The sequence below is a fragment of the Caulobacter sp. GW821-FHT10A06 genome, assembly GCF_059415805.1.
Window position 1 is genome coordinate 258,234 of the sequence record NZ_JBWKNY010000005.1, and the last position, 18,540, is coordinate 276,773.

General features: G+C 67.4%; 16 protein-coding genes. 13 read left to right on the plus strand and 3 right to left on the minus strand.

Annotation, left to right across the window (positions count from 1 at the left end; all coding sequences use genetic code 11):
• The first annotated feature begins 2 nt into the window (after positions 1–2).
• From AC07NF_RS15975 to AC07NF_RS15990, 4 genes are all read left to right on the plus strand, one after another.
• Positions 3–1,592: a tetratricopeptide repeat protein gene (locus AC07NF_RS15975; RefSeq protein ID WP_494628992.1), complete on the plus strand. Its 1,590-nt coding sequence runs from the start codon at positions 3–5 to the stop codon at positions 1,590–1,592.
• Positions 1,589–3,085: a DUF1570 domain-containing protein gene (locus AC07NF_RS15980; protein ID WP_494628991.1), complete on the plus strand. Its 1,497-nt coding sequence runs from the start codon at positions 1,589–1,591 to the stop codon at positions 3,083–3,085. The genes AC07NF_RS15975 and AC07NF_RS15980 overlap by 4 nt, the downstream gene beginning before the upstream one ends.
• A gap of 67 nt (positions 3,086–3,152) precedes the next feature.
• A complete protein-coding gene (locus AC07NF_RS15985; protein ID WP_494628990.1) occupies positions 3,153–4,616 on the plus strand; it encodes a tetratricopeptide repeat protein in 1,464 nt (487 codons plus the stop codon).
• Between the two features lie 29 nt (positions 4,617–4,645).
• On the plus strand, positions 4,646–6,244 hold the full coding sequence (locus AC07NF_RS15990) for a peptide chain release factor 3 (protein ID WP_494628989.1): 1,599 nt from the start codon (positions 4,646–4,648) through the stop codon (positions 6,242–6,244).
• Here the strand turns inward: AC07NF_RS15990 and AC07NF_RS15995 are convergent.
• Both AC07NF_RS15995 and AC07NF_RS16000 read right to left on the minus strand, forming a co-directional pair.
• Positions 6,241–7,059, minus strand: a complete 819-nt coding sequence (locus AC07NF_RS15995) for a hypothetical protein (protein ID WP_494628988.1) — start codon at positions 7,057–7,059, stop codon at positions 6,241–6,243. The genes AC07NF_RS15990 and AC07NF_RS15995 overlap by 4 nt on opposite strands.
• Positions 7,060–7,108: 49 nt before the next feature.
• Positions 7,109–9,634, minus strand: coding sequence for a hypothetical protein (locus AC07NF_RS16000; protein WP_494628987.1), 2,526 nt, complete (start codon positions 9,632–9,634; stop codon positions 7,109–7,111).
• 104 nt (positions 9,635–9,738) lie between these two features.
• On the opposite strand from AC07NF_RS16000, the gene AC07NF_RS16005 reads away from it, so the two are divergent.
• The gene (locus tag AC07NF_RS16005; RefSeq protein ID WP_494628986.1) at positions 9,739–10,119 is read left to right on the plus strand and encodes a methylglyoxal synthase; all 381 of its coding nucleotides are present in this window, start codon (positions 9,739–9,741) and stop codon (positions 10,117–10,119) included.
• An 8-nt stretch (positions 10,120–10,127) separates the two neighbouring features.
• Here the strand turns inward: AC07NF_RS16005 and AC07NF_RS16010 are convergent, their stop codons facing one another.
• Positions 10,128–10,607: a ribonuclease H family protein gene (locus tag AC07NF_RS16010; protein WP_494628985.1), complete on the minus strand. Its 480-nt coding sequence runs from the start codon at positions 10,605–10,607 to the stop codon at positions 10,128–10,130.
• A 381-nt stretch (positions 10,608–10,988) separates the two neighbouring features.
• On the opposite strand from AC07NF_RS16010, the gene AC07NF_RS16015 reads away from it, so the two are divergent.
• The 8 genes from AC07NF_RS16015 to cckA all read left to right on the plus strand — a co-directional run bounded on the left by AC07NF_RS16015 (position 10,989) and on the right by cckA (position 18,536).
• Entirely contained in the window at positions 10,989–12,368 is a 1,380-nt protein-coding gene (locus tag AC07NF_RS16015; protein WP_494628984.1) for a hypothetical protein, read from the plus strand.
• A 63-nt stretch (positions 12,369–12,431) separates the two neighbouring features.
• Positions 12,432–12,731 (plus strand): hypothetical protein, encoded by a 300-nt coding sequence (locus AC07NF_RS16020; protein WP_494628983.1) that lies wholly within the window; start codon positions 12,432–12,434, stop codon positions 12,729–12,731.
• Between the two features lie 112 nt (positions 12,732–12,843).
• On the plus strand, positions 12,844–13,662 hold the full coding sequence (locus AC07NF_RS16025) for a DUF6794 domain-containing protein (protein WP_494628982.1): 819 nt from the start codon (positions 12,844–12,846) through the stop codon (positions 13,660–13,662).
• A gap of 3 nt (positions 13,663–13,665) precedes the next feature.
• Positions 13,666–14,067 carry a hypothetical protein gene (locus AC07NF_RS16030; RefSeq protein WP_492812671.1) on the plus strand — a complete coding sequence of 134 codons (402 nt, stop codon included), beginning with the start codon at positions 13,666–13,668 and terminating at the stop codon, positions 14,065–14,067.
• Between the two features lie 138 nt (positions 14,068–14,205).
• Positions 14,206–14,469 carry a flagellar biosynthesis protein FliQ gene (gene fliQ / locus AC07NF_RS16035; RefSeq protein ID WP_099580251.1) on the plus strand — a complete coding sequence of 88 codons (264 nt, stop codon included), beginning with the start codon at positions 14,206–14,208 and terminating at the stop codon, positions 14,467–14,469.
• 21 nt (positions 14,470–14,490) lie between these two features.
• Complete coding sequence (gene fliR, locus AC07NF_RS16040) at positions 14,491–15,246, plus strand: flagellar biosynthetic protein FliR (RefSeq protein ID WP_492812669.1); 756 nt, start codon at positions 14,491–14,493, stop codon at positions 15,244–15,246.
• A 9-nt stretch (positions 15,247–15,255) separates the two neighbouring features.
• Positions 15,256–16,353 carry a flagellar biosynthesis protein FlhB gene (gene flhB / locus AC07NF_RS16045; protein WP_494628981.1) on the plus strand — a complete coding sequence of 366 codons (1,098 nt, stop codon included), beginning with the start codon at positions 15,256–15,258 and terminating at the stop codon, positions 16,351–16,353.
• A gap of 101 nt (positions 16,354–16,454) precedes the next feature.
• Positions 16,455–18,536 carry a cell cycle histidine kinase CckA gene (cckA, locus tag AC07NF_RS16050; protein ID WP_492812665.1) on the plus strand — a complete coding sequence of 694 codons (2,082 nt, stop codon included), beginning with the start codon at positions 16,455–16,457 and terminating at the stop codon, positions 18,534–18,536.
• Positions 18,537–18,540 lie beyond the last annotated feature (4 nt).

Genomic DNA, 18,540 nt, shown 5'->3' on the forward strand with positions numbered 1-18,540 from the left:
GCATGATAGGGCGCAAGGGCGTGGCGGCGGTGGTTGGCCTGTTGGCGGCGACTGCCCTGACGGGCAATGCCTGGGCGCAAGAGGCCAAGGGCCGCTGGACCCGCGCCGAGAGCCCGCACTTCACCGTCTATGGCGACGTCACCTCGACCCAGCTGAAGGACTATGTCGTCAAGCTGGAGCGCTATGATGGCCTGCTGCGCTACCTGCACGGCATGCCGCTGGACGGCGACGCGGTGCGCAAGCTGCCGATCTACCTGGTCGTCTCCCGCGCCGGCTTCGAGACGGTGGTCCCGGGCCTGAGCGAGGGTGTCGCCGGCTTCTATTCGACCAGCCCCAACGACGTCTTCGCCGTGGCCTGGCGCCAGAAGGAAAGCAACACGGTCATCCAGCACGAATACGTGCACCACTTCATGCTGCGCTACTTCCCCTACGGCTATCCGGCGTGGCTGACCGAGGGCTATGCCGAGTATTTCGGCAGCGCGGTGATGGACGACACCAAGATCCAGGTCGGCCGCAACGCCATGCGCGGCGAAAACCTGCGCAACGGTCCGTGGGTCTCGATGGAGAAGCTGCTGAGCAAGCGGCCGTTCGAACTGTCGGGCAGCGAGCCCTTCATGTTCTACGCCCAGGCCTGGCTGCTGACGCACTACTTCATGAGCGACCCGGCGCGTTACCAGCAGCTGCAGGCCTATATGAAGGCCGTCGGCGGCGGGGCCGATCCGATCAAGGCCATGACCGAGATCACGGGCATGTCGCCGGGCAAGCTGCAGGTCGAGCTGCGCGGCTACATGATGGGCGCGCTGAAGTTCACCGACTACACCGTCAGCAACTTCCCGACGCCGCAGATCAAGCTGTCGCCGATGCCGCCGGCCGCCGACGACCTGCTGCTGGTCAGCCAGGGCCTGCGCCGGGCCGGCCTGTTCGGCGCCGATGAAGAGGTCGACGAGGACGCCCCCGGCGCGACGGCCAAGCGGATCGCCGAGTACAAGGAAGAGATGAAGGCCTGGGGGCAGGGGCTGCTGACCCAGGCCCGGCGTGGGGCCGAGCGCTATCCCGACGCGCCGCTGGCGCGCCTGACCCTGGCGCGCGCCGAGCTGACCTATGGCGATCGCGAGCAGGGCCTGAAGCTGGTCGACGCCTATACGGCCGAGCACCCCGACGATCCCGAGGGCTTCGAGCTGGCGGGGCTGGGTCGCATGGCCGTCGGCGACCGCGACGCCGCCCGCCGCGAGGTGCTGTACAAGGAGGCGGGCCTGAAGATGGGCCAGGCCTTCAAGCTGGACCCCGATCGCTTCCAGACGCTGTACGGGTATGCGCTCAGCCGCAGGCTGGATCCCAAATATCCCAGCGACAACGTCCTGAACGTGCTGGATCGGGCTCATGAACTGGCGCCGCAGGTGCCCGACATCACCATTACCGAGGCCGAGGCTCTGATCGCGCGTGGCCAGAACGGCGACGCCGCGGCGCTTCTGAAGCCCGTGGCCAACAGCCCGCACGGCGGCAAGACAGCCAAGCAGGCCAAGGCCCTGTTGCAGAAGATCGGCAGCGAAGCGCCGTCCAGCGAGAGCAATCCCAAGGACTCTGGCCAATGATCCGGAAACTGTCGGCCGCGCTGCTGGGCCTGGCCTTGCTGGCGCCCGCCACGGCCAGCGCCGAATGGCGACGGGCCGAGACCGAGCACTTCGTGGTCTATGGCCGCAGCGAGAAGGCGGTGCGCCAGTACGCCTCGATGCTGGAGGACTTCGACTCCGTCCTGCGCCGGCTGCACAAGCAGCCTCCGGAGGACGCACCGCCGATCAAGCTGCCGGTCTATCTGGTCTCGGATCTGGGCCAGTTGCGTCGCGTCCTGCCCTGGGCCCGCGAGGGGACGCAAGGCGTCTACATCCCCGCGACGACCGAGGTGTTCACCATCGCCATCCGCGACGGCGTGTCCGACGACAACGACCCGAACCGCGGCGACGACACGGTCATGCACGAGTACGTGCACCACTTCATGCTGCGCTACTATCCCAGCGCCTATCCGGCCTGGCTCGTCGAGGGTTATGCCGAGTACTACATGACCACCGACCTGGGCTGGAACCGCTTCGTCGTGGGCGGCTACAACAAGGGGCGGGCCTATAGCCTGGTGGCGCCGGGCTCCAGCTGGGTCTCGATGGCCGACCTGCTGACCAAGCGTCCCAGCGAGTTCGGTAAGTGGGAAACCAACAGCTACTACGCCCAGGCCTGGCTGCTGACCCACTACATCCTGTCGGACCCCGAGCGTCGCAAGAAGCTGAGCCCGTTCCTGGAGGCGGTGCGCACAGGCCAGAAGCCGACCGAGGCCTGGCAGAAGGTCTATGGCCAGGACATGGACGGCCTGCGTAACGCGTTGAAGTCCTACCTGGACCGCCCGCTGCCGGCCGGGGCGCTGCCGCGCGTCACGCCGGCCGAAGCCCAGATGACCGTGACCAGCCTGCCGCTCTCGGCCGACGCGCTGCTGCTGGACTATCAGCGGCTGAAGCTGGGCGTGGGCAAGGACGACCGGGCCGGCGTGCTGGCGTCGATCCGCGCCGCCGCCGCCCGCTATCCGACCGACCGCTTCGCCCGGCTGGTGCGGGCCCAGGCCGAGACCCAGTTCGGCGACCGCGCGGCGGGGGAGGCGATCCTGAACGCGCTGTTGGCCGAGGACTCCAAGGACAAGGACGCCCTGGTCGTGCTGGGCGAAAGCCGCCTGATGGTCGCCGACGCGGACAAGGAGCACCGCAAGGAGATCCTGGGCGAGGCGGGCAAGCTGTTCGCCCGCGCCTTCAAGATCGAGCCCGACGATCCGCGCGTGCTGCACGGCTATGCCGAGGCCAAGCAGCTGGAGCCGCTGAACGACAACATGGTCAACGTCCGGGTGCGGGCCATGACGCTGGCGCCCCAGGTCGGCCACCTGCGCCTGGACGCGGGCCGGGCGCTGGTCCAGTTCAAGGAATACGACACCGCCCGCACGGTGCTGACGCCCCTGGCTGGCAGCCCCCACGGCGGTCCGGAAGCCGAGGCGGCCCAGGCTCTGTTGAAGGCGCTGCCGGAAGACAAGCCGGCCGCCGACAAGAAGAGCTGACCGCGCAAGCTTCAGTTGAGGGCGGAGATCCGCTAAGCTTACGGGACTGTTTGTGTCGGGGGATTTCGTGCGGTTTTCTCGTTGCGTCGGCATGGCGGCCGGCGCCCTTTCGCTGCTGGCGGTCATGAGCAGCCCTGCCTTGGCCGAGAAGTGGTCCAAGGCCGAAACCAATCACTTCGTGGTCTATGGCAACGGCGACACGACGGCCCTGCGCAAGGCGGCCGAGAACCTCGAGGCGTTCGACGACCTGTTCTGGACGCTCTATGGCCTGGAGTCGCCGGCCGACGGGAGCAAGCTGAAGGTCTATCTGGTGTCGGGCGGTCTGGCCGACCTGCGCCGCGTGTCGCCGGAGATCTCGTCGGGGACGGCGGGTTTCTATTCGGCGTCGCCGGAGGAGACCTTCGCGATCGGCCTGCGGGCCGACGACCAGACGATCATGCAGCACGAGTACGTGCACTATCTGATGCTGCGGCATTTCCCGTCGACCTATCCGGCCTGGTTCGTCGAGGGTTACGCCGAGTATCTGATGACGGCCGATATCAAAGATCGCAGCGCCGATGTCGGCAAGCCGAACGCGCAGCGGCAATACAGCCTGACCAACGAGAAGTGGTTGCCGTGGACGGACGTGCTGAGCGAGCGGGTCAGCGACATCCCCGAGGCTAAGCGGATGGCGTTCTACGCCCAGGCCTGGCTGCTGGCCCACTACTTCTACGCCGAGCCCGCCCGCGCCCCGCAGCTGGAGGCCTATATCGCCGCCATGGCCAAGGGCGAGAAGTCGGTCGACGCCATGACCAAGGCCACCGGCCTGACGCCGCAGGCCTTGGACAAGGCCATGCGCTTCTACTACGCGGGCGCCAGCCACTATCGCGAGATCGACCGCTCCAAGCGCGCCAAGGCCGAGGTCAAGATGACCGCGATGCCGCCGTCGGCCGAGTTGATGCTGGAGGACCTGGACGTGCGGACGGGCGTGCCCGACAGCGCCAAGGCGGATGTGCTCGCCACGATCCGCGCCAAGGCGCCCCGCTATGCCGGCGACGCCTTCGCCGACCTGGCCCTGGCGCGCGCCGAGATCGTGCTGGGTGATCCGGCGGTTGGCGCGGAGATCTTGAAGAAGCGCCTGGCGGCAAATCCCAACGACGTCGACGCCCTGATGCTGGACGCCCAGCAGCGGATGAAGGCCGGCGACGCGGATCCCGCCAAGCGCCAGGCTCTGTATGACGAGGCCGGCGGTCTGCTGGTGCGCGCCTTCCAACTGGACCCTACCCGCTACCAGACGCTGTTCGCCTTCGCCCGCAGCCGGGCGCTGGACCCGCGTTATCCGTCCGACAACGCGCTGCAGGCGCTGTTGATGTCGTACAAGCTGGCGCCGCAGGTCGCTGACATCCGCCTGGAGACCGCGCGGGCCTTGATCATCCGCGGCAAGAAGGCCGAAGCGACCACGCTGTTGACGATTTTGGCCAACAGCCCGCATGGCGGCGCCAGCGCCAAGGCGGCCCAGGCGATGCTGGATGGGATCGCCGCCCCTTCCTAAATCGCTGGCGAAGGGGTAACCCCCGGACCATGAGCAAGTCCCCCGCCGCTGAAGCCGCCCGTCGGCGCACCTTCGCCATCATCAGCCACCCCGACGCCGGCAAGACGACCCTGACGGAAAACCTGCTGCTGGCCGGCGGGGCGATCCGGGCCGCCGGCGCCGTGCGGGCGCGCGGTCAGACGCGCCGCACCCAGTCGGACTGGATGAAGATCGAGCGCGAGCGCGGGATCTCGGTCAGCGCCTCGGTGATGACGTTCGACCACGACGGCCTGATGTTCAACCTGCTGGACACCCCGGGCCACGAAGACTTCTCGGAAGACACCTACCGCACCCTGACGGCCGCCGACGCGGCGATCATGGTGCTGGACGCCGCCAAGGGCATCGAGCCCCAGACCCTGAAGCTGTTCGAGGTGTGCCGCCTGCGCGACATCCCGATCATCACCTTCATCAACAAGATGGACCGCGAGGCCCAGGACCCGTTCGAGCTGCTGGACGAGGTGTCGTCCAAGCTGGCCCTGGACCCGGCGCCGCTGTACTGGCCGGCCGGCTCGGGCGGCCGCTTCAAGGGCATGCTGGACCTGCGCGCCGACAAGTTCATCCCCTACGCCAAGAAGAGCTCGACCGACGAAGAGGGCCATCCCGATCCGATCGCCTTCAAGGGCAATGCGGTGGTTCAGTATCTGGACCCGGAGGAAAAGGCCGAGCTGGAAGACAACGCCATGCTGGTCACCGAGGCCGGCAAGCCGTTCGACGTCCAGAGCTTCCTGGAAGGCCACATGACGCCGGTGTTCTTCGGCTCGGCCCTCCGCCACTTTGGCGTCGCAGAGCTGCTGGGCGGCATCGGCGCCTATGCCCCGCCGCCGCATCCGGCCAAGGTCAACAAGGCCGGCGTCGACACCCATGTCGCTCCCGGCGACAACGAGGTGTCGGGCTTTGTGTTCAAGGTCCAGGCGAACATGGACCCCAATCACCGCGACCGGATCGCCTTCCTGCGCCTGACCAGCGGCCGCTTCACACGCGGCATGAAGCTGAAGGCCCAGAACACCGGCAAGGCCATGAGCGTCAACGCGCCGATCATGTTCTTCGCCAGCGACCGCGAACTGGCCGAGGACGCCTTCGCCGGCGACGTGATCGGCATCCCCAACCACGGCGTCCTGCGCGTCGGTGACAGCCTGTCCGAGACCGGGACCCTGCGCTTCGCCGGCCTGCCCAACTTCGCCCCGGAAATCCTGCGTCGCGTGCGCGTGAAGGATCCGCTGAAGGCCAAGCACCTGAAGAAGGCGCTGGAAGGCCTGGCCGAAGAGGGCGTCACCCAGCTGTTCCGTCCGATGATCGGCAGCGACTTCATCGTCGGGGCCGTCGGCCAGCTGCAGTTCGAGGTCATGGCCGACCGCCTGGCCAACGAGTACCAGCTGGACTGCATCTTCGAGGCCAGCCCCTATGCCGAGGCTCGCTGGCTGGGCGGCGACCGCGTTGACGTCGAGGACTTCGTCAACAAGCACAGGTCGGCCATGGGCCAGGACATCGACGAACAGCCGGTGTTCCTGGGCAAGTCGTCCTGGGAAATCGGCTATGTCGCCGAACGTTATCCGAAGGTGCGCTTCGAGCGGACCAAGGAACGCGCCTAGCGGCCTCTCCGACTGTCATCAGGGCCGTCGGCGATCGCCTGCAGGCGCTGATAGACGGCCTTGATCTCCGGATCAGTGGTGTTGATGGCATAGGCCTTGGCGGCCGCGCGGCGGGCCTCGATCAGGTCCGGCGGCGCGCCGCCCTTGCGCTCGAAACGATCGATCCACGACGCGGCCTCGACCGTGGCCAGCATGGCGATCTCGGTCTGGGACGCGGCGGCCTTCGACGCCCAGAAGTCGCGCGCCGTCTCGATCGCCCGGTTCGGATGGCCGGCATGGCGCTGGAACCACGCCAGGTGCAGGGCGATGTCCGACCACGGCGCGCCCATGCCGTTGGCCAGCTCGCGCCAGGACTGGGCCAGCTGCGCGCCTTGGCGATAGAGCTCGTTGCGCTTCAACGCCCGCACCCACGGCCCCCGCAGAGCGCGTTCGGGCAGCTTGCCGGCGCGGCGGGCCATCTCGGCGGCGTGCACGGCCTCCAGGTCCTCGACCGAGGCGAAGGGGCGGGGATATTCCTCGCCCAGCTCGGTCTTCATCTGCTGGTGCAGCTTCTCTTGCGGCGAGACGCAGGCCCGGACCGCCGTCACGGCCGGATGCTCGGGCGGCGCGACCAGCAGGCAGTCGACGAGGCGGGCGAACGGGATGCGGACGCGGCCGCAGACGATCGCCTGGCGCTCCAGATCGACCTGGGTGATCGCCAGGGGTTCGTCGCACTCGCCATCATCCAGGGCGCAGCCGACCAGCAGGCCAGGCTCGGCCCCATCGGTGCGCAGCCAGCGCTGCAACAGGCGGCCGTCGATCTCGGTTTCGCTCATGAGGCGCAGATAGCGGGCCTGGCGTGTGGCGTCGATGGCGATCTGGAGTTCAACCCTCGGCGTGTCGGCGTAGCGTGCCGGTGATGGTCAGCAGGGTCAGCGACGTCACGATCCAACCCAGCACGGAATAGATCACCACAAGCGCGCGCCAGACCCAAGCCGCCGGGTCGGTCGTCACGGCGCATCGGCTCTCCTGACGCAGGTCAAGGGCCGGGACGAAGACATCCAAGGCATAGATCAGGGGCTCGATCTCGTTGCCGCATGGGATCTCGGTCGTGGCCTGAGGGGCTTCCTGGCCCATGAAGGCGGCGCCCTCGCTTGAAGCGACTGGATTGACCGGCTCTGCGTCGAGCACCAGAACTGGGTCTATTCGCGGCAGCCAGGCTTGGTCTAAGGGCGCTGGCGCGTAGGCGGGATCGATCCCCTTGTCGGCGACGTAGGCTCCGACAGACCCGATCAGGACACAGAAGAAGAACATGGTCAGCGCCAGGCTGGGGCTCATCCCGTAGTCGAACGCCTTGCCGTAGAGCCAGGCATAGGGCCGCAGAAGTACAAACGTCTTCTGCCGGCGTTCTATCGTCAGGCGTTCGCGGACGACGACCTTGGCTTCCTGGTAAAGGCCCTGCGCCCGGAAATAGCGCGTCAGGCGCTCGAAAGGCTCGGGTCGGTAGATAGGGTCGCCGAACTTGTCGCGGGGCTGAAGCGAGAGCCACTGGACCCGGCGATGAACCATCTCGCGCGGGAACGATAGGTCCCGGATGATCAAAAGGATCAGGCTCACGGTCCAGAGCGCGAAAGCGACGATAGACCAGAGAAGGCTGTAGGCCAGCAGCACGAGCGCAGCGAAGAAGAAGGCCAGCGGGATCACGTATCGGATCCTGCCGGAGGGCGACAGCTGCTTGATCCTGTCCTGAAGGTCCAGCAAGCGCTGCCGTGCTTTCGAGGTCGATGCGGTCGGCCGCTCAAGTTCCTCAAGCCGATCGTAGTGGAAGCCTTCCATCTTGAGATCGAACGCGGCGACACCGACGCCGTCGTCGTCGCTGAGCTCGCCGACGCGGGTTCCGCAAAGTCGGACCGTGGGGCGAGGCGCGGGCGTGGACGGTGTGGAGCTCTGGGCCGAGGCGGGCGGGCGGGGCTGCGCGATCAGGCCCAGACCCAGGCTATCGCCGATTTCGGCATGGTCCAGGCACAGATCCTCACCCAATGTCGCCTGGATGGTCAGGCTGCGTCCGACCGTGATGCCGGCGAACCGGGCGGTCTTGTCGACAATGGTAGGCAGATTGTCGAAGGCGCCGATTTCCAGCTGCCCTCCGATCTCGGCCAACTGCATGTCCAACTCACCGGCGATCGTCGCCCCGGTGATGGACAGCTCACGCGCGATCTTCGAGCCCTTCAGCGTTACGCCGGCGCCGGACGAGAACGGGCGACTGTTCGTTCCGTTCGGAATGCACTTGGTCCCGCAAAGATAGGCCGCGCCACCGATGTCCATGCCCTCGGCGTTCAAGCCGCTCTCCAGTTGCGCGCCGGAGAGGTCCAGGTCGCCGCCCACATGCCCGTTTCGGAACTTGGTCTCGCCCTTGGCCATGAAGGAATAGGTGTACGGCGCACCGTTGCGCACGCCGTCATAGGTGGCGAGCAGCAGGCCGTGGGCGACGACGATGTGCGTGCCCATCAGTTCGCCTTCCAGCTGGGCGCCGGTCATGTCCAGAGCCGCGCCGATCGAGGCGCCGAGCAGCCAGATCCTCCCCTTGGCGACGAAGGGTTGGGAATCACCGCCCTTCTGCTCCATGGCGCGGAGAAGGAGGGAGCCGCCGATCAGGGCGCCTTCCGCGACGAACGCATCATCCTCTTCGGCCACGAGCAGCGCGCCGTCGGCGCGAATGTCCGCGCCGACCTCGCTCACCTGCACGCCGCCATAGGCCTGGAAGTTCGGTGTCAGGACGACCCGGTTGCGGACGTGGCTGACCTTGAGATCGAGTGCGTACCTGTAGGGGCGCGACCCCTGGGCGGCCGGGTCGCGTTTGGGGAACGTCGCCAACTGGCAGTCGGCGGCAAACAGGCTGCCTTCGATCCTGGCGCCGTGCAGTTCGACCCAGCACAGGCCCTTGCCCTGGCATCCCGTGGGCGCGTTGGGCGGATCCGCGGATGAGAGGCCGGAGATCTCCAGGTCGCCCTCCACCTGGATGCCGGGCGCGTCCAGGTGCGTGATCTTGCTGTTCAGCAGCGACAGACGCCTCAGGCGGCCGTTGGCGAGCTTGATAGGCACCGAGATCTGACAGCTCTCGAGCATCAGCGGCGGCAACACACCGCCGTCCGGGCCGGCGACATTGCGCAGATTCAGCTCGCCTGACCCATCGTCGGCGATGATCGCGCCGGTCAGATGGATGCCGGCGGCCGTGATGGAAACGACCGCCGCCGCCGCGCGGCCCTTGGCGACCGGCAGTCCAAACAGCACGCGCCGCAGGGCTCCGGGCCGGATGCTGCGGTTTGGCGCGCCGGTAAGGTCGCAGATCTCCGCAGCCTCGATAGCCGCGACGAGTTTGCTCTCGGAGTCCGTGAGACGATAGATTGCCATGCCCCGCCCCCGCGATGCTTGTGGCGGTAGTTAACCAATGGTTGTTGCCGTTCGCAATCGCTTGTTTTGAGTGTGTTGCTTTGGTCGCCAGTCTCGAGGTTTCCATGACCGCCCCTCTCGCCATCGGCCTCGTGGCGCACGACGACAAGAAGGCGGCGCTGGTCGCGTGGTCGCTGGCCCATGCCGACTTCCTGAAGGACAAGGCGCTGTTCGCGACCGGCACCACCGGCGGGCGGATCCTGGAGGCTTTGCCGCATCTCAACTTGGTGCGACTGAAGAGCGGGCCGCTGGGCGGCGACCAGCAGTTGGGGGCGATGATCGCCGAGGGGCGGCTGGACGTGCTGATCTTCTTCGTCGATCCGCTGTCGCCGCAGCCGCACGATGTCGACGTCAAGGCGCTGATCCGCCTGGCGACGCTGGCCGATATCCCGTTCGCCTGCAATCCGGCGACGGCGGACCTGATCGTCGGCTGCCGCCCCGAATAGTTTGAAAGCTAGCCCGGGAACTTCATCAGGTTCGGCTTGGGGATGGCGGCCTTGAAGCTGCCGCGCGACTTGGCGGTGTCCAGGCCAAACTCCGCCCAGGCGTTGAGGAAGCCGCTCGCTGCGTCGCCGCTTGAGGCGGGGACCAGTTCCAGAACGGGACGTTTGGCGACCGCGGCGCGCGCGGTGGCCCAGGCGTCAGGCTCGGCCGTGGCGTAGGCGCCGTCCGAGGCGACCAGCTGGCCGGCCAGGTCCATGTCCAGGAAGCGCAGCGTCACGGCCGCATCGGCCGGCAGGTCCGAGAGCCCGTCTAGCGCCTCGGCCAGGGCCGTCAGGCTCATGCTGGCGGCGGTGGTCCGCCGTTCGCCGCCGGCCGCGCCCTTGATCGCCGCCGCGCCGGTCTCGCCCGCGATCCTGCGCACCCAGGCCCAGCCGCCATAGCCCGGATCGGTGCGGCAGAGGCTGGAGATCCAGACGGTGACGGCGGCCATGGCGGGGCTCCGGAATCGATGACGATCCGCGCTTTCTAGACCGTTTCGCGAGGCGGAGGGGAGGGCGTCCGTGAACGAAAGGTAAACCTGGGCTTAAAACTTAGGGTTAACGTCATTTTTAGTTCAGTGAACAAAGTTCTAAGAAATCATGTCGCTGCGTGGCTCTGCTTGTATTCGTCAAAGCAAGAAGTGTGCCAGTTCACTACATCTTCGCCCAATATGGGTGAAATTGGGAACATGATGTAAAAATATGGAAAATATTTATGGTTAACGCGCTGTAAACACCTGTTAACCACTTGTTAAGTGCGTTGGCTCCGGTTTTGCTGATTACGCGTTGAACCTCCGTCGGGCTGTCCCGACGTGGGACGATCCGCAGGCGGAGTGCGCGAAGCGATGTTCGAGTTCGGACGGGATCTGAAGCGGTTGTTCGGCGTCGATGCCGATGGCGGTTTCAAGGGGGCGTGGCGGGAAGGTCTCACGGGCGGCGACACGTCGCTGCTGGAGCTCCTGGATGTTCGTCTCCTGACCAACGAGGCGCGCTCGGCCGACGTGGTCGCCGGCCGCATCGGATCCAAGGATCGCGGCGTGCGTCTGCTGGAAGCCGCCGTCGTCTGGCGCGAACTGGCCCGCCGCAGCGGCGACGCCACCGCCCTTAGAAAGGGCGCCGCCCAGGCCGAAGCCGCGGTGAAGATCTTCGACACCGAGCGCCGTCACGACGCCCTGGCCGCCGCCCGCTGCGAGCAGGCGGTGCTGGCCGTGCTGGGCGCGGACCTGTTCGGCGACGAGGGCCTGGTGGCCGCCGCCTCGGCGACCCTGGCGCGCACGCCGGTTGCTCAGCGCACCGCCCTGTGTGGCGCGCTGGCCGCTGGCCTTGAAGGCCGCACGGCCCTCTCCGAGAACAATGTCGACCGCGCCCTGGCCGCGGTCCAGGCCTATGAGGCGCCGCTGCGCGCCCTGGCCGCCGCTAAGCGCGTGAAGGGCGGCGACGCCCGTCTGCAGCTGGCCGACCAGCGCGCCGCGCGTATCGAATTGATCCTGGCCTGTGGCGAGCGCCTGAAGGATCGCGCCCTGGCCGAGCTGGCCGTGTCGGAGGCCAAGACGGCCGCCGGCGTGCTGGATCCCGATTTCGAACCCTTGGCTTGGGCGCGGCTGGAAGGCTTGCGCGGCCAGGCCCTGGTGCTGCTGGGCGAGCTGGACGGCGAGCTGTCGCGCATCGCCGACGGCGTCGAGGCCCAGAGCGCCGCGGTAGAAGTTCTGACCGCCGACCACAGCCCGATGGATTGGGCGCGGGCCCAGGCTTGGCTGGGCGCGGCCATGCAGGCGATGGGCGAGGCCTCGACCAGCGAGCGCGCTTTCGAGCAGGCCGTCTCGGCCTATGACCGCGCCACCGTGGTGCTGAAGCTTCAACCGGCCCTGGCCCTGCGCGCCGTGGTCGCCAACAACCGCGCCCTCAGCCTGGCCCGCTGCGCCGAGCTGACCGCCGACCTGGCCGTGCTGGACGCCGCCGAGCTGGCCTTCAAGGCCGAGCTGGCCGCCGCGCCGGGCGGACGTGACCCGGCCAGCTGGGCCGTGGCCCAGATGAACCTGGCCCGCCTGTACGAGGCCCGGGTCGAGATCACCGGTCGCGACGATGGCCGCCTGGCCCGCGCCGGCGCGGCCCTGGCCTGCGCCTTCGACGTCTTCTCGGAACTGGGCCTGCGCTCACTGACCGACCTGGCGGCACAAGGCCTGCAACGCCTGAAGCAGGCCCAAGCCGCCTGATCCGAAATAGGACACACGGCGGCAGAGAGGCCGCCGGAAAAAGATAAAGTAAGGGATGAACTCGTGATCGCTTCGCTCGCTCTCGCCGCCGCTCTCGCCAACGCCGCTCCGGCCAAGGCTCCGTCCGAGCTGCTGACCCCGGTCTCCGAGCCGCGCGTCGCCGTCGCCCTGCTGAACTGCCTGGTCAAGCAGGACGGTCATCTGACCGGCTGCACCGTGCAGGAAGAAAGCCCCAACGACCTGGGCGTGGGCCAAGCGGCCCTGTCGATGGCTTCCCAGTTCCAAGTCGACCTGCTGGGTCCGGACGGCAAGAGCCGCGCCGGCTCGTACATCCAGGTCCCGGTGCGCATCCGCATCCGCTAGTCCGATCCTGAGGAGGCGGGCCTGTGTGCCCGCCTTATCTTCGGACAACTACAAATTGACCTCATAATTTAAGGTTGTAGTCTCGCTCCGGGACGTTAGGCGCCGGGGCAGGATGACAATGCGACACGTGGCGACGGTGACCTGGCTGCTGGTCCTCGCGCTGGCCGGGACGGCAAGGGCCGAGACGGTCGACACGGTGGCGGCTCGGATCCGCGACCGGGTCGAGACCCAGTGGGCGACGCTGCCCAAGTCAAAGCCCGAGACCGAGCAGCGCATCGGCTTCACCGGCTATTTCACGCCGCGCGGCGGCGCCAAGATCAACATCCGCTGCGACAGCGGCCCGGTTGGCGTGGTGACCTATACGCGCTTCGACGGCGGCGGGGTCTGCGCGGTCTATCCTTATCGCCGGCCGGACAACTTCATCTGGACACAGGTCGCGGTTTCCGCGCCCGACGCCCCGCTCGTGGACAGCGAGTTCGGCAAGAACGGCGGGGGGATGACTAACCGCGATGGCCATAGCCTGTGGCTGGAGGCCAATCCCGAGAACGAGACCCCCGAGGACCGCGCCGAGGCGGAAAGGTCGCGCGCCATGGCCGCCTGCGCGCCCGCCGACATGGTCCAGGCCATGGGCTGCCTGGACAAACACTGGAGCGCCGACACCAAGCAGCGCTTCGCCGCCCTTCCGGCCAAGCAGGTGATCCTGACGCACATGATCGTGGGCATGTGGATCCGCAACAACTGGGGCCTGTGGCGCGGCGGTTCTCTGCGGGAGTTCTTCGTGGCTCGTCAGGTCACGCATCCCGACAGCATGTCCAGCGTAATCCTGGACGCCTATTGGCTGCGCGAGCACGGCTGCAAGCTAGATTGGAGCGACCCGGCGGCGGTCAGGACACGGTTCGACCTGGCGATGAAGGGGGAGGGGTGTTCGTAGGCCATGCTGATCGCCGCTGTTTCCGCCCTGGCAATGGCCCAGGTCGCCGACACTCGAATTCCGATGAGCATCGTCGAGCTTCGTCCGCCGCAGGGCACGGAGCTGTCGGCCCACTATCTGTGTCCCGGAACCAACGTGCGGCTCAACATTTCCGCAGGCTATGGCTGGGTGAAGGTCACGCGGTACAGCGCGATAGAGCGATCACATCGGACGGCCGACTTGAAGACGTGGAACGAGGCCCTGCACGGGGTGGCGCTGTTCTCCCATTTCGACATTTCGTGTCAGGCAGAGAACGAGCAGCTGATCTCGATTCATGGCTGGTCCCGAACCCCGGGCGAGCGGCTAACCTGGGTGGAGGCGCGCTTTTCAGGCGGCCGCCTGGTCGAGGTGCGAGGACCCAAGTGACGCCCCCGCGACCCACCGTCGCGCCCCCCGTTTCTGACCGTCCGGGTAACAACTCCTAACGCTCCGTTAACCATATTCCGAGCATCTTCACGCCTCGAAACAACGCGGCCAGTACGGCCGATTCCCACGAGGCTTGGCATGACGGGCGCAGAGGTTCTTGATGTCGGCCGGGACGCGATCTGGCTGACGCTTCAGCTGTGCGCGCCCTGCCTGATCGTCGGCCTGGTGATCGGCGTCGCCATCGGTCTGTTCCAGGCCCTGACCCAGATCCAGGAACAGACCCTGGTCTACGCTCCCAAGATCGTCGCCATCTTCGTCTCGCTGCTGATCTTCCTGCCGATGATGGGCGCGCTGATGAGCGGGTTCATGCGCCAGATCGCCGCCCGCATCGCGGGCATGTAGGGAAGGGCAGGGGCCGAACCGGTGGATTCCTTCGCCACGGCATTTCAGGTCTATGTCGGCGCCCTCGTGTTCTCGCGGGTGGCCGCCATGGTCATGACCATGCCCGGCATCGGCGAGCAGTCGGTGCCGCCGCGCATCCGCCTGTCGTTCGCCCTGTTGATGGCGCTGATCCTGGGGCCGCTGGTCGCCCCGACCGTGCCGCCGATCCCGAGCACCCTGGGCGGCCTGGTCGGCGCGGTGATCCACGAGATCCTGATCGGCCTGATGATCGGCTCGGTGCTGCGCCTGTTCATGTCCTCGCTGACCACGGCCGGCGAAATCATCTCGATGCAGACGACCTTGAGCTTCGCCCAGAGCGTGAACCCCTCGATGCAGGGCTCGAGCACGGCGGTGGCCACTTTCCTGTCGATGATGGGCCTGACCCTGGTGATGGCCACGGGTCTGCATCACCTGTTCATCGGGGCCATCGTCAAGTCCTACACCCTGTTCCCGTTCACCCGTCCCGTGCCGGTCAATGACGCCGTCACCCTGGCCGTGCGGACGGTGGCGCAGTCGTTCACCCTGGGCGTCCAGCTGGCCGCGCCGGTGATCGTGTTCTCTCTGGTCTTCAACCTCGCCACGGGCCTGGTCGGCCGGGTCATGCCCGCCTTCCAGATCTTCATGGTGGCCTCGCCGCTCAGCGTGATCCTGGGCTTGTCTCTGCTGGCGCTGTCCCTGGGCGGCATCGCCATGGTCTGGACCGACCGCTACGCCGAACTCCTGCGAATTTTCAGCTAGGGGGCCCGGATGGCGGACGATCAGGATCCAGAGTCGAAAACAGAAGAGCCGTCAGCCAAGAAGCTTTCGGACGCCCGCGCCAAGGGCGACGTCGTCAAGTCGACCGACATCCCGCAGCTGGCCTCGCTGGCCGGCGCGGTCTCGGTGCTGCTGATCGCCGGCGGCTGGCTGACGCGCGACCTGATGAGCGCGCTGTATCCATTCATCGCCCACGCCGGCACCATCGAACTGTCCAGCGGCGGCGCCATGCTGGTCATGAAGCAGGCGGTCATGGCCGCCCTGCCGCCGCTGGTGCTGGTGATGATCGTGGCCTCGGTGCTGGGCGTGGTGGCCAATGTCGCCCAGACCGGCTTCATGCTGACGCCCGACAAGCTGAAGCCCGACTTCCAGAAGCTGGACCTCCTCAAGGGCCTGGGCCGGCTGTTCGGCATGGACGGCCTGGTCAACTTCGCCAAGTCGATCGTCAAGATCGGCGTGACCGGCTTCATCGCCTGGATGGTGCTGAAGCCCAATGTCGGCGAGGTCCGCAACCTGGTCGGCATGGACGTCTCGCTGCTGATTCCCGAGGCGCTGAAGCTGTCCAAGAAGCTGCTGATCATGGTGGTCATCTTCCTGGTCGCCACCGCCGCCTTCGACTACTTCTTCCAGCGCATGCGCTTCATGAACCGCATGCGGATGACCCTTCAGGAAGTGAAGGACGAGTTCAAGCAGTCGGACGGTGACCCCCACATCAAGGGCAAGCGTCGCCAGATCCAGATGCAGCGTTCGCGCCAGCGGATGATGCAGGCCGTGCCCAAGGCGACCGTGGTCGTCATGAACCCGACCCACTACGCCGTGGCGCTGAAGTACGAGCCGGGTGAGACCCCCGCGCCGCTGTGCGTTGCCAAGGGCGTCGATGAGCTGGCCCTGAAAATCCGCGCTATCGCCGAGGAGCACGGCGTGCCCGTGCTGGAAGATCCGCCCCTGGCGCGCGCCCTGCACGCCAGTGTCGAGGTCGACGAGGAGATCCCCGTCGAGCACTTCGAAGCCGTCGCCAAGGTCATCAGCTTCATCATGAACGGCAAGAAGCCGCAGGCGCGTCAGCCGGCCCGCGCGCGTCCTCTGTAAGCCAAATCATCGAAAACTGACCTACCGCTCGGGAAAGGCTATTCTTTCTCCGATTGCGGGTGAGTCGCTGCTTCGCCGTAACAAAGGTAACAATGCCGCCGATGGCCGATTTTCAGCTCCAGGACAAAGCTTCGACCGGCGCGTCGCGCCGGCGCTTCGATCCGTGGCTGGTGGGCGCGGCTATATTTTTCGTGGCCGCGGCCGCGTTCTCGGCTGCCCCGGCGCTGAAGGCTGGGCCCACCACCCTGGCGGGCCTGCTGCTGCTGCTGGGCGTGGCCGGCGTCGCGGTGCTGGGCCTGGTGGCCATCCGGGGTTCGGGCGCCAGCGGTGACGATTCCGACCAGGCCGAGGGCTTTATCGAGGCCTTGAGCGAGCCGGCCGCCCTGGCCGGCGCCGACGGTCGCGTGCTGCTGGCCAATCCCGCCTGGCGCGACGTCATGGGCGAGAGCCGTCGCCTGCCCAGCGGCGCGGCGGGCTCCAGCCTGTTCGCCGCCCTGGTCCAGGCGCGCAAGGGCCAGTTGGCCGAGGGCGTGCTGACGGCCGGCGCAAACGACTACACGGCCAAGGTCTCGCGCCTGGTCGGCGGCCGTCTGCTGATCCGCCTGGCGCCGATCTACGTGCCCGAGCCGGTGGCCGAGCTGTCGATCCCTGCGCCGGTGGTCGAGCGCGCCGCCGCGCCGCAGAACGCCCTGGACGCCTTCGCCGGCGCCTCGCCGTTCGGCGCGGCCCTGCTGGAGGGCATGGAGCCCTTCAAGTCGCGGATCCTGGAGACCAACCCCGCCCTGACCACCATGACCGGCGCCCAGGCCGGCGGCGTGTTCGGCGACCTGATTGATCCGGCCTCGCGGTCCGAGGCCGAGACCCGCCTGAACGAAGGCCGCGCCGGCCCCTTCGAGGTGCGCCTGGCCCGTGATCCCAGCCGGATCGCCCACCTCTATCTCTACCGCGCCGACGGTCGTGTCGTGGCCTACATGATCGACGTGTCGGAGCAGAAGCAGGTCGAGCTGCAGCTGGCCCAGGCCCAGAAGATGCAGGCCATCGGCCAGCTGGCCGGCGGCGTCGCCCACGACTTCAACAACCTGCTGACCGCCATCCAGCTGCGCCTGGACGAGCTGCTGCACCGTCACCCGGTCGGCGACCCGTCGTACGAGGGCCTGAACGAGATCCGCCAGACGGGCGTGCGCGCCGCCGATCTGGTGCGCAAGCTGCTGGCCTTCTCGCGCAAGCAGACCGTTCAGCGCGAGGTGCTGGACCTGGGCGAACTTATCAGCGAATTCGAGGTCCTGCTGCGCCGCCTGTTGCGCGAAGACGTCAAGCTGATCACCGACTATGGCCGTGACCTGCCGCAGGTGCGGGCCGACAAGAGCCAGCTGGAAACGGCGGTCATGAACCTGGCCGTCAACGCCCGCGACGCCGTGCGCGCGGCCAAGGGCGGCGGCATCGTCCGCATCCGCACCGCCCGCCTGACCCGCGACGAGGCCATCCAGCTGGGTTTCCCGGCCGCCGAGAATGACTGCGCCTTCATCGAGGTGTCGGACGACGGCCCCGGCATTCCGCCCGACGTCATGGGCAAGATCTTCGACCCGTTCTTCACCACCAAGCCGGTGGGCGAGGGCACGGGCCTGGGCCTGGCCACGGTGTACGGCATCGTCAAGCAGAGCGACGGCTGGATCCACGTTCACAGCCGTCCGGGTGAGGGCGCGGCGTTCCGCATCTTCCTGCCGATCTACGACGCGCCGCCGGCCGTCGCCGCCGCCCAGGCCGCGGCCAAGGCCGAGCCGGTCAAGCCGCGCGCCGCCCGCGACCTGTCGGGCGCCGGCCGCATCCTGTTCGTCGAGGACGAGGACGCCGTCCGCAGCGTCGCCGCCCGCCTGCTGCGCGCCCGCGGCTACGAGGTTTTGGAAGCCGCCGACGGCGAGGAGGCCCTGATCATCGCCGAGGAAAACGCTGGCACGATCGACCTCTTGATCTCCGACGTGATCATGCCCGGCATCGATGGCCCGACCCTGCTCAAGAAGGCCCGCGTCTATCTGGGCGCCGCGCCGGTGATGTTCATCTCGGGCTATGCCGAGGCCGAGTTCAGCGACCTGCTGGAAGGCGAGACGGGCGTGACCTTCCTGCCCAAGCCGATCGACATCAAGACCCTGGCCGAACGCGTCAAGCAGCAGCTGCAGGCGGCTTAAAGGG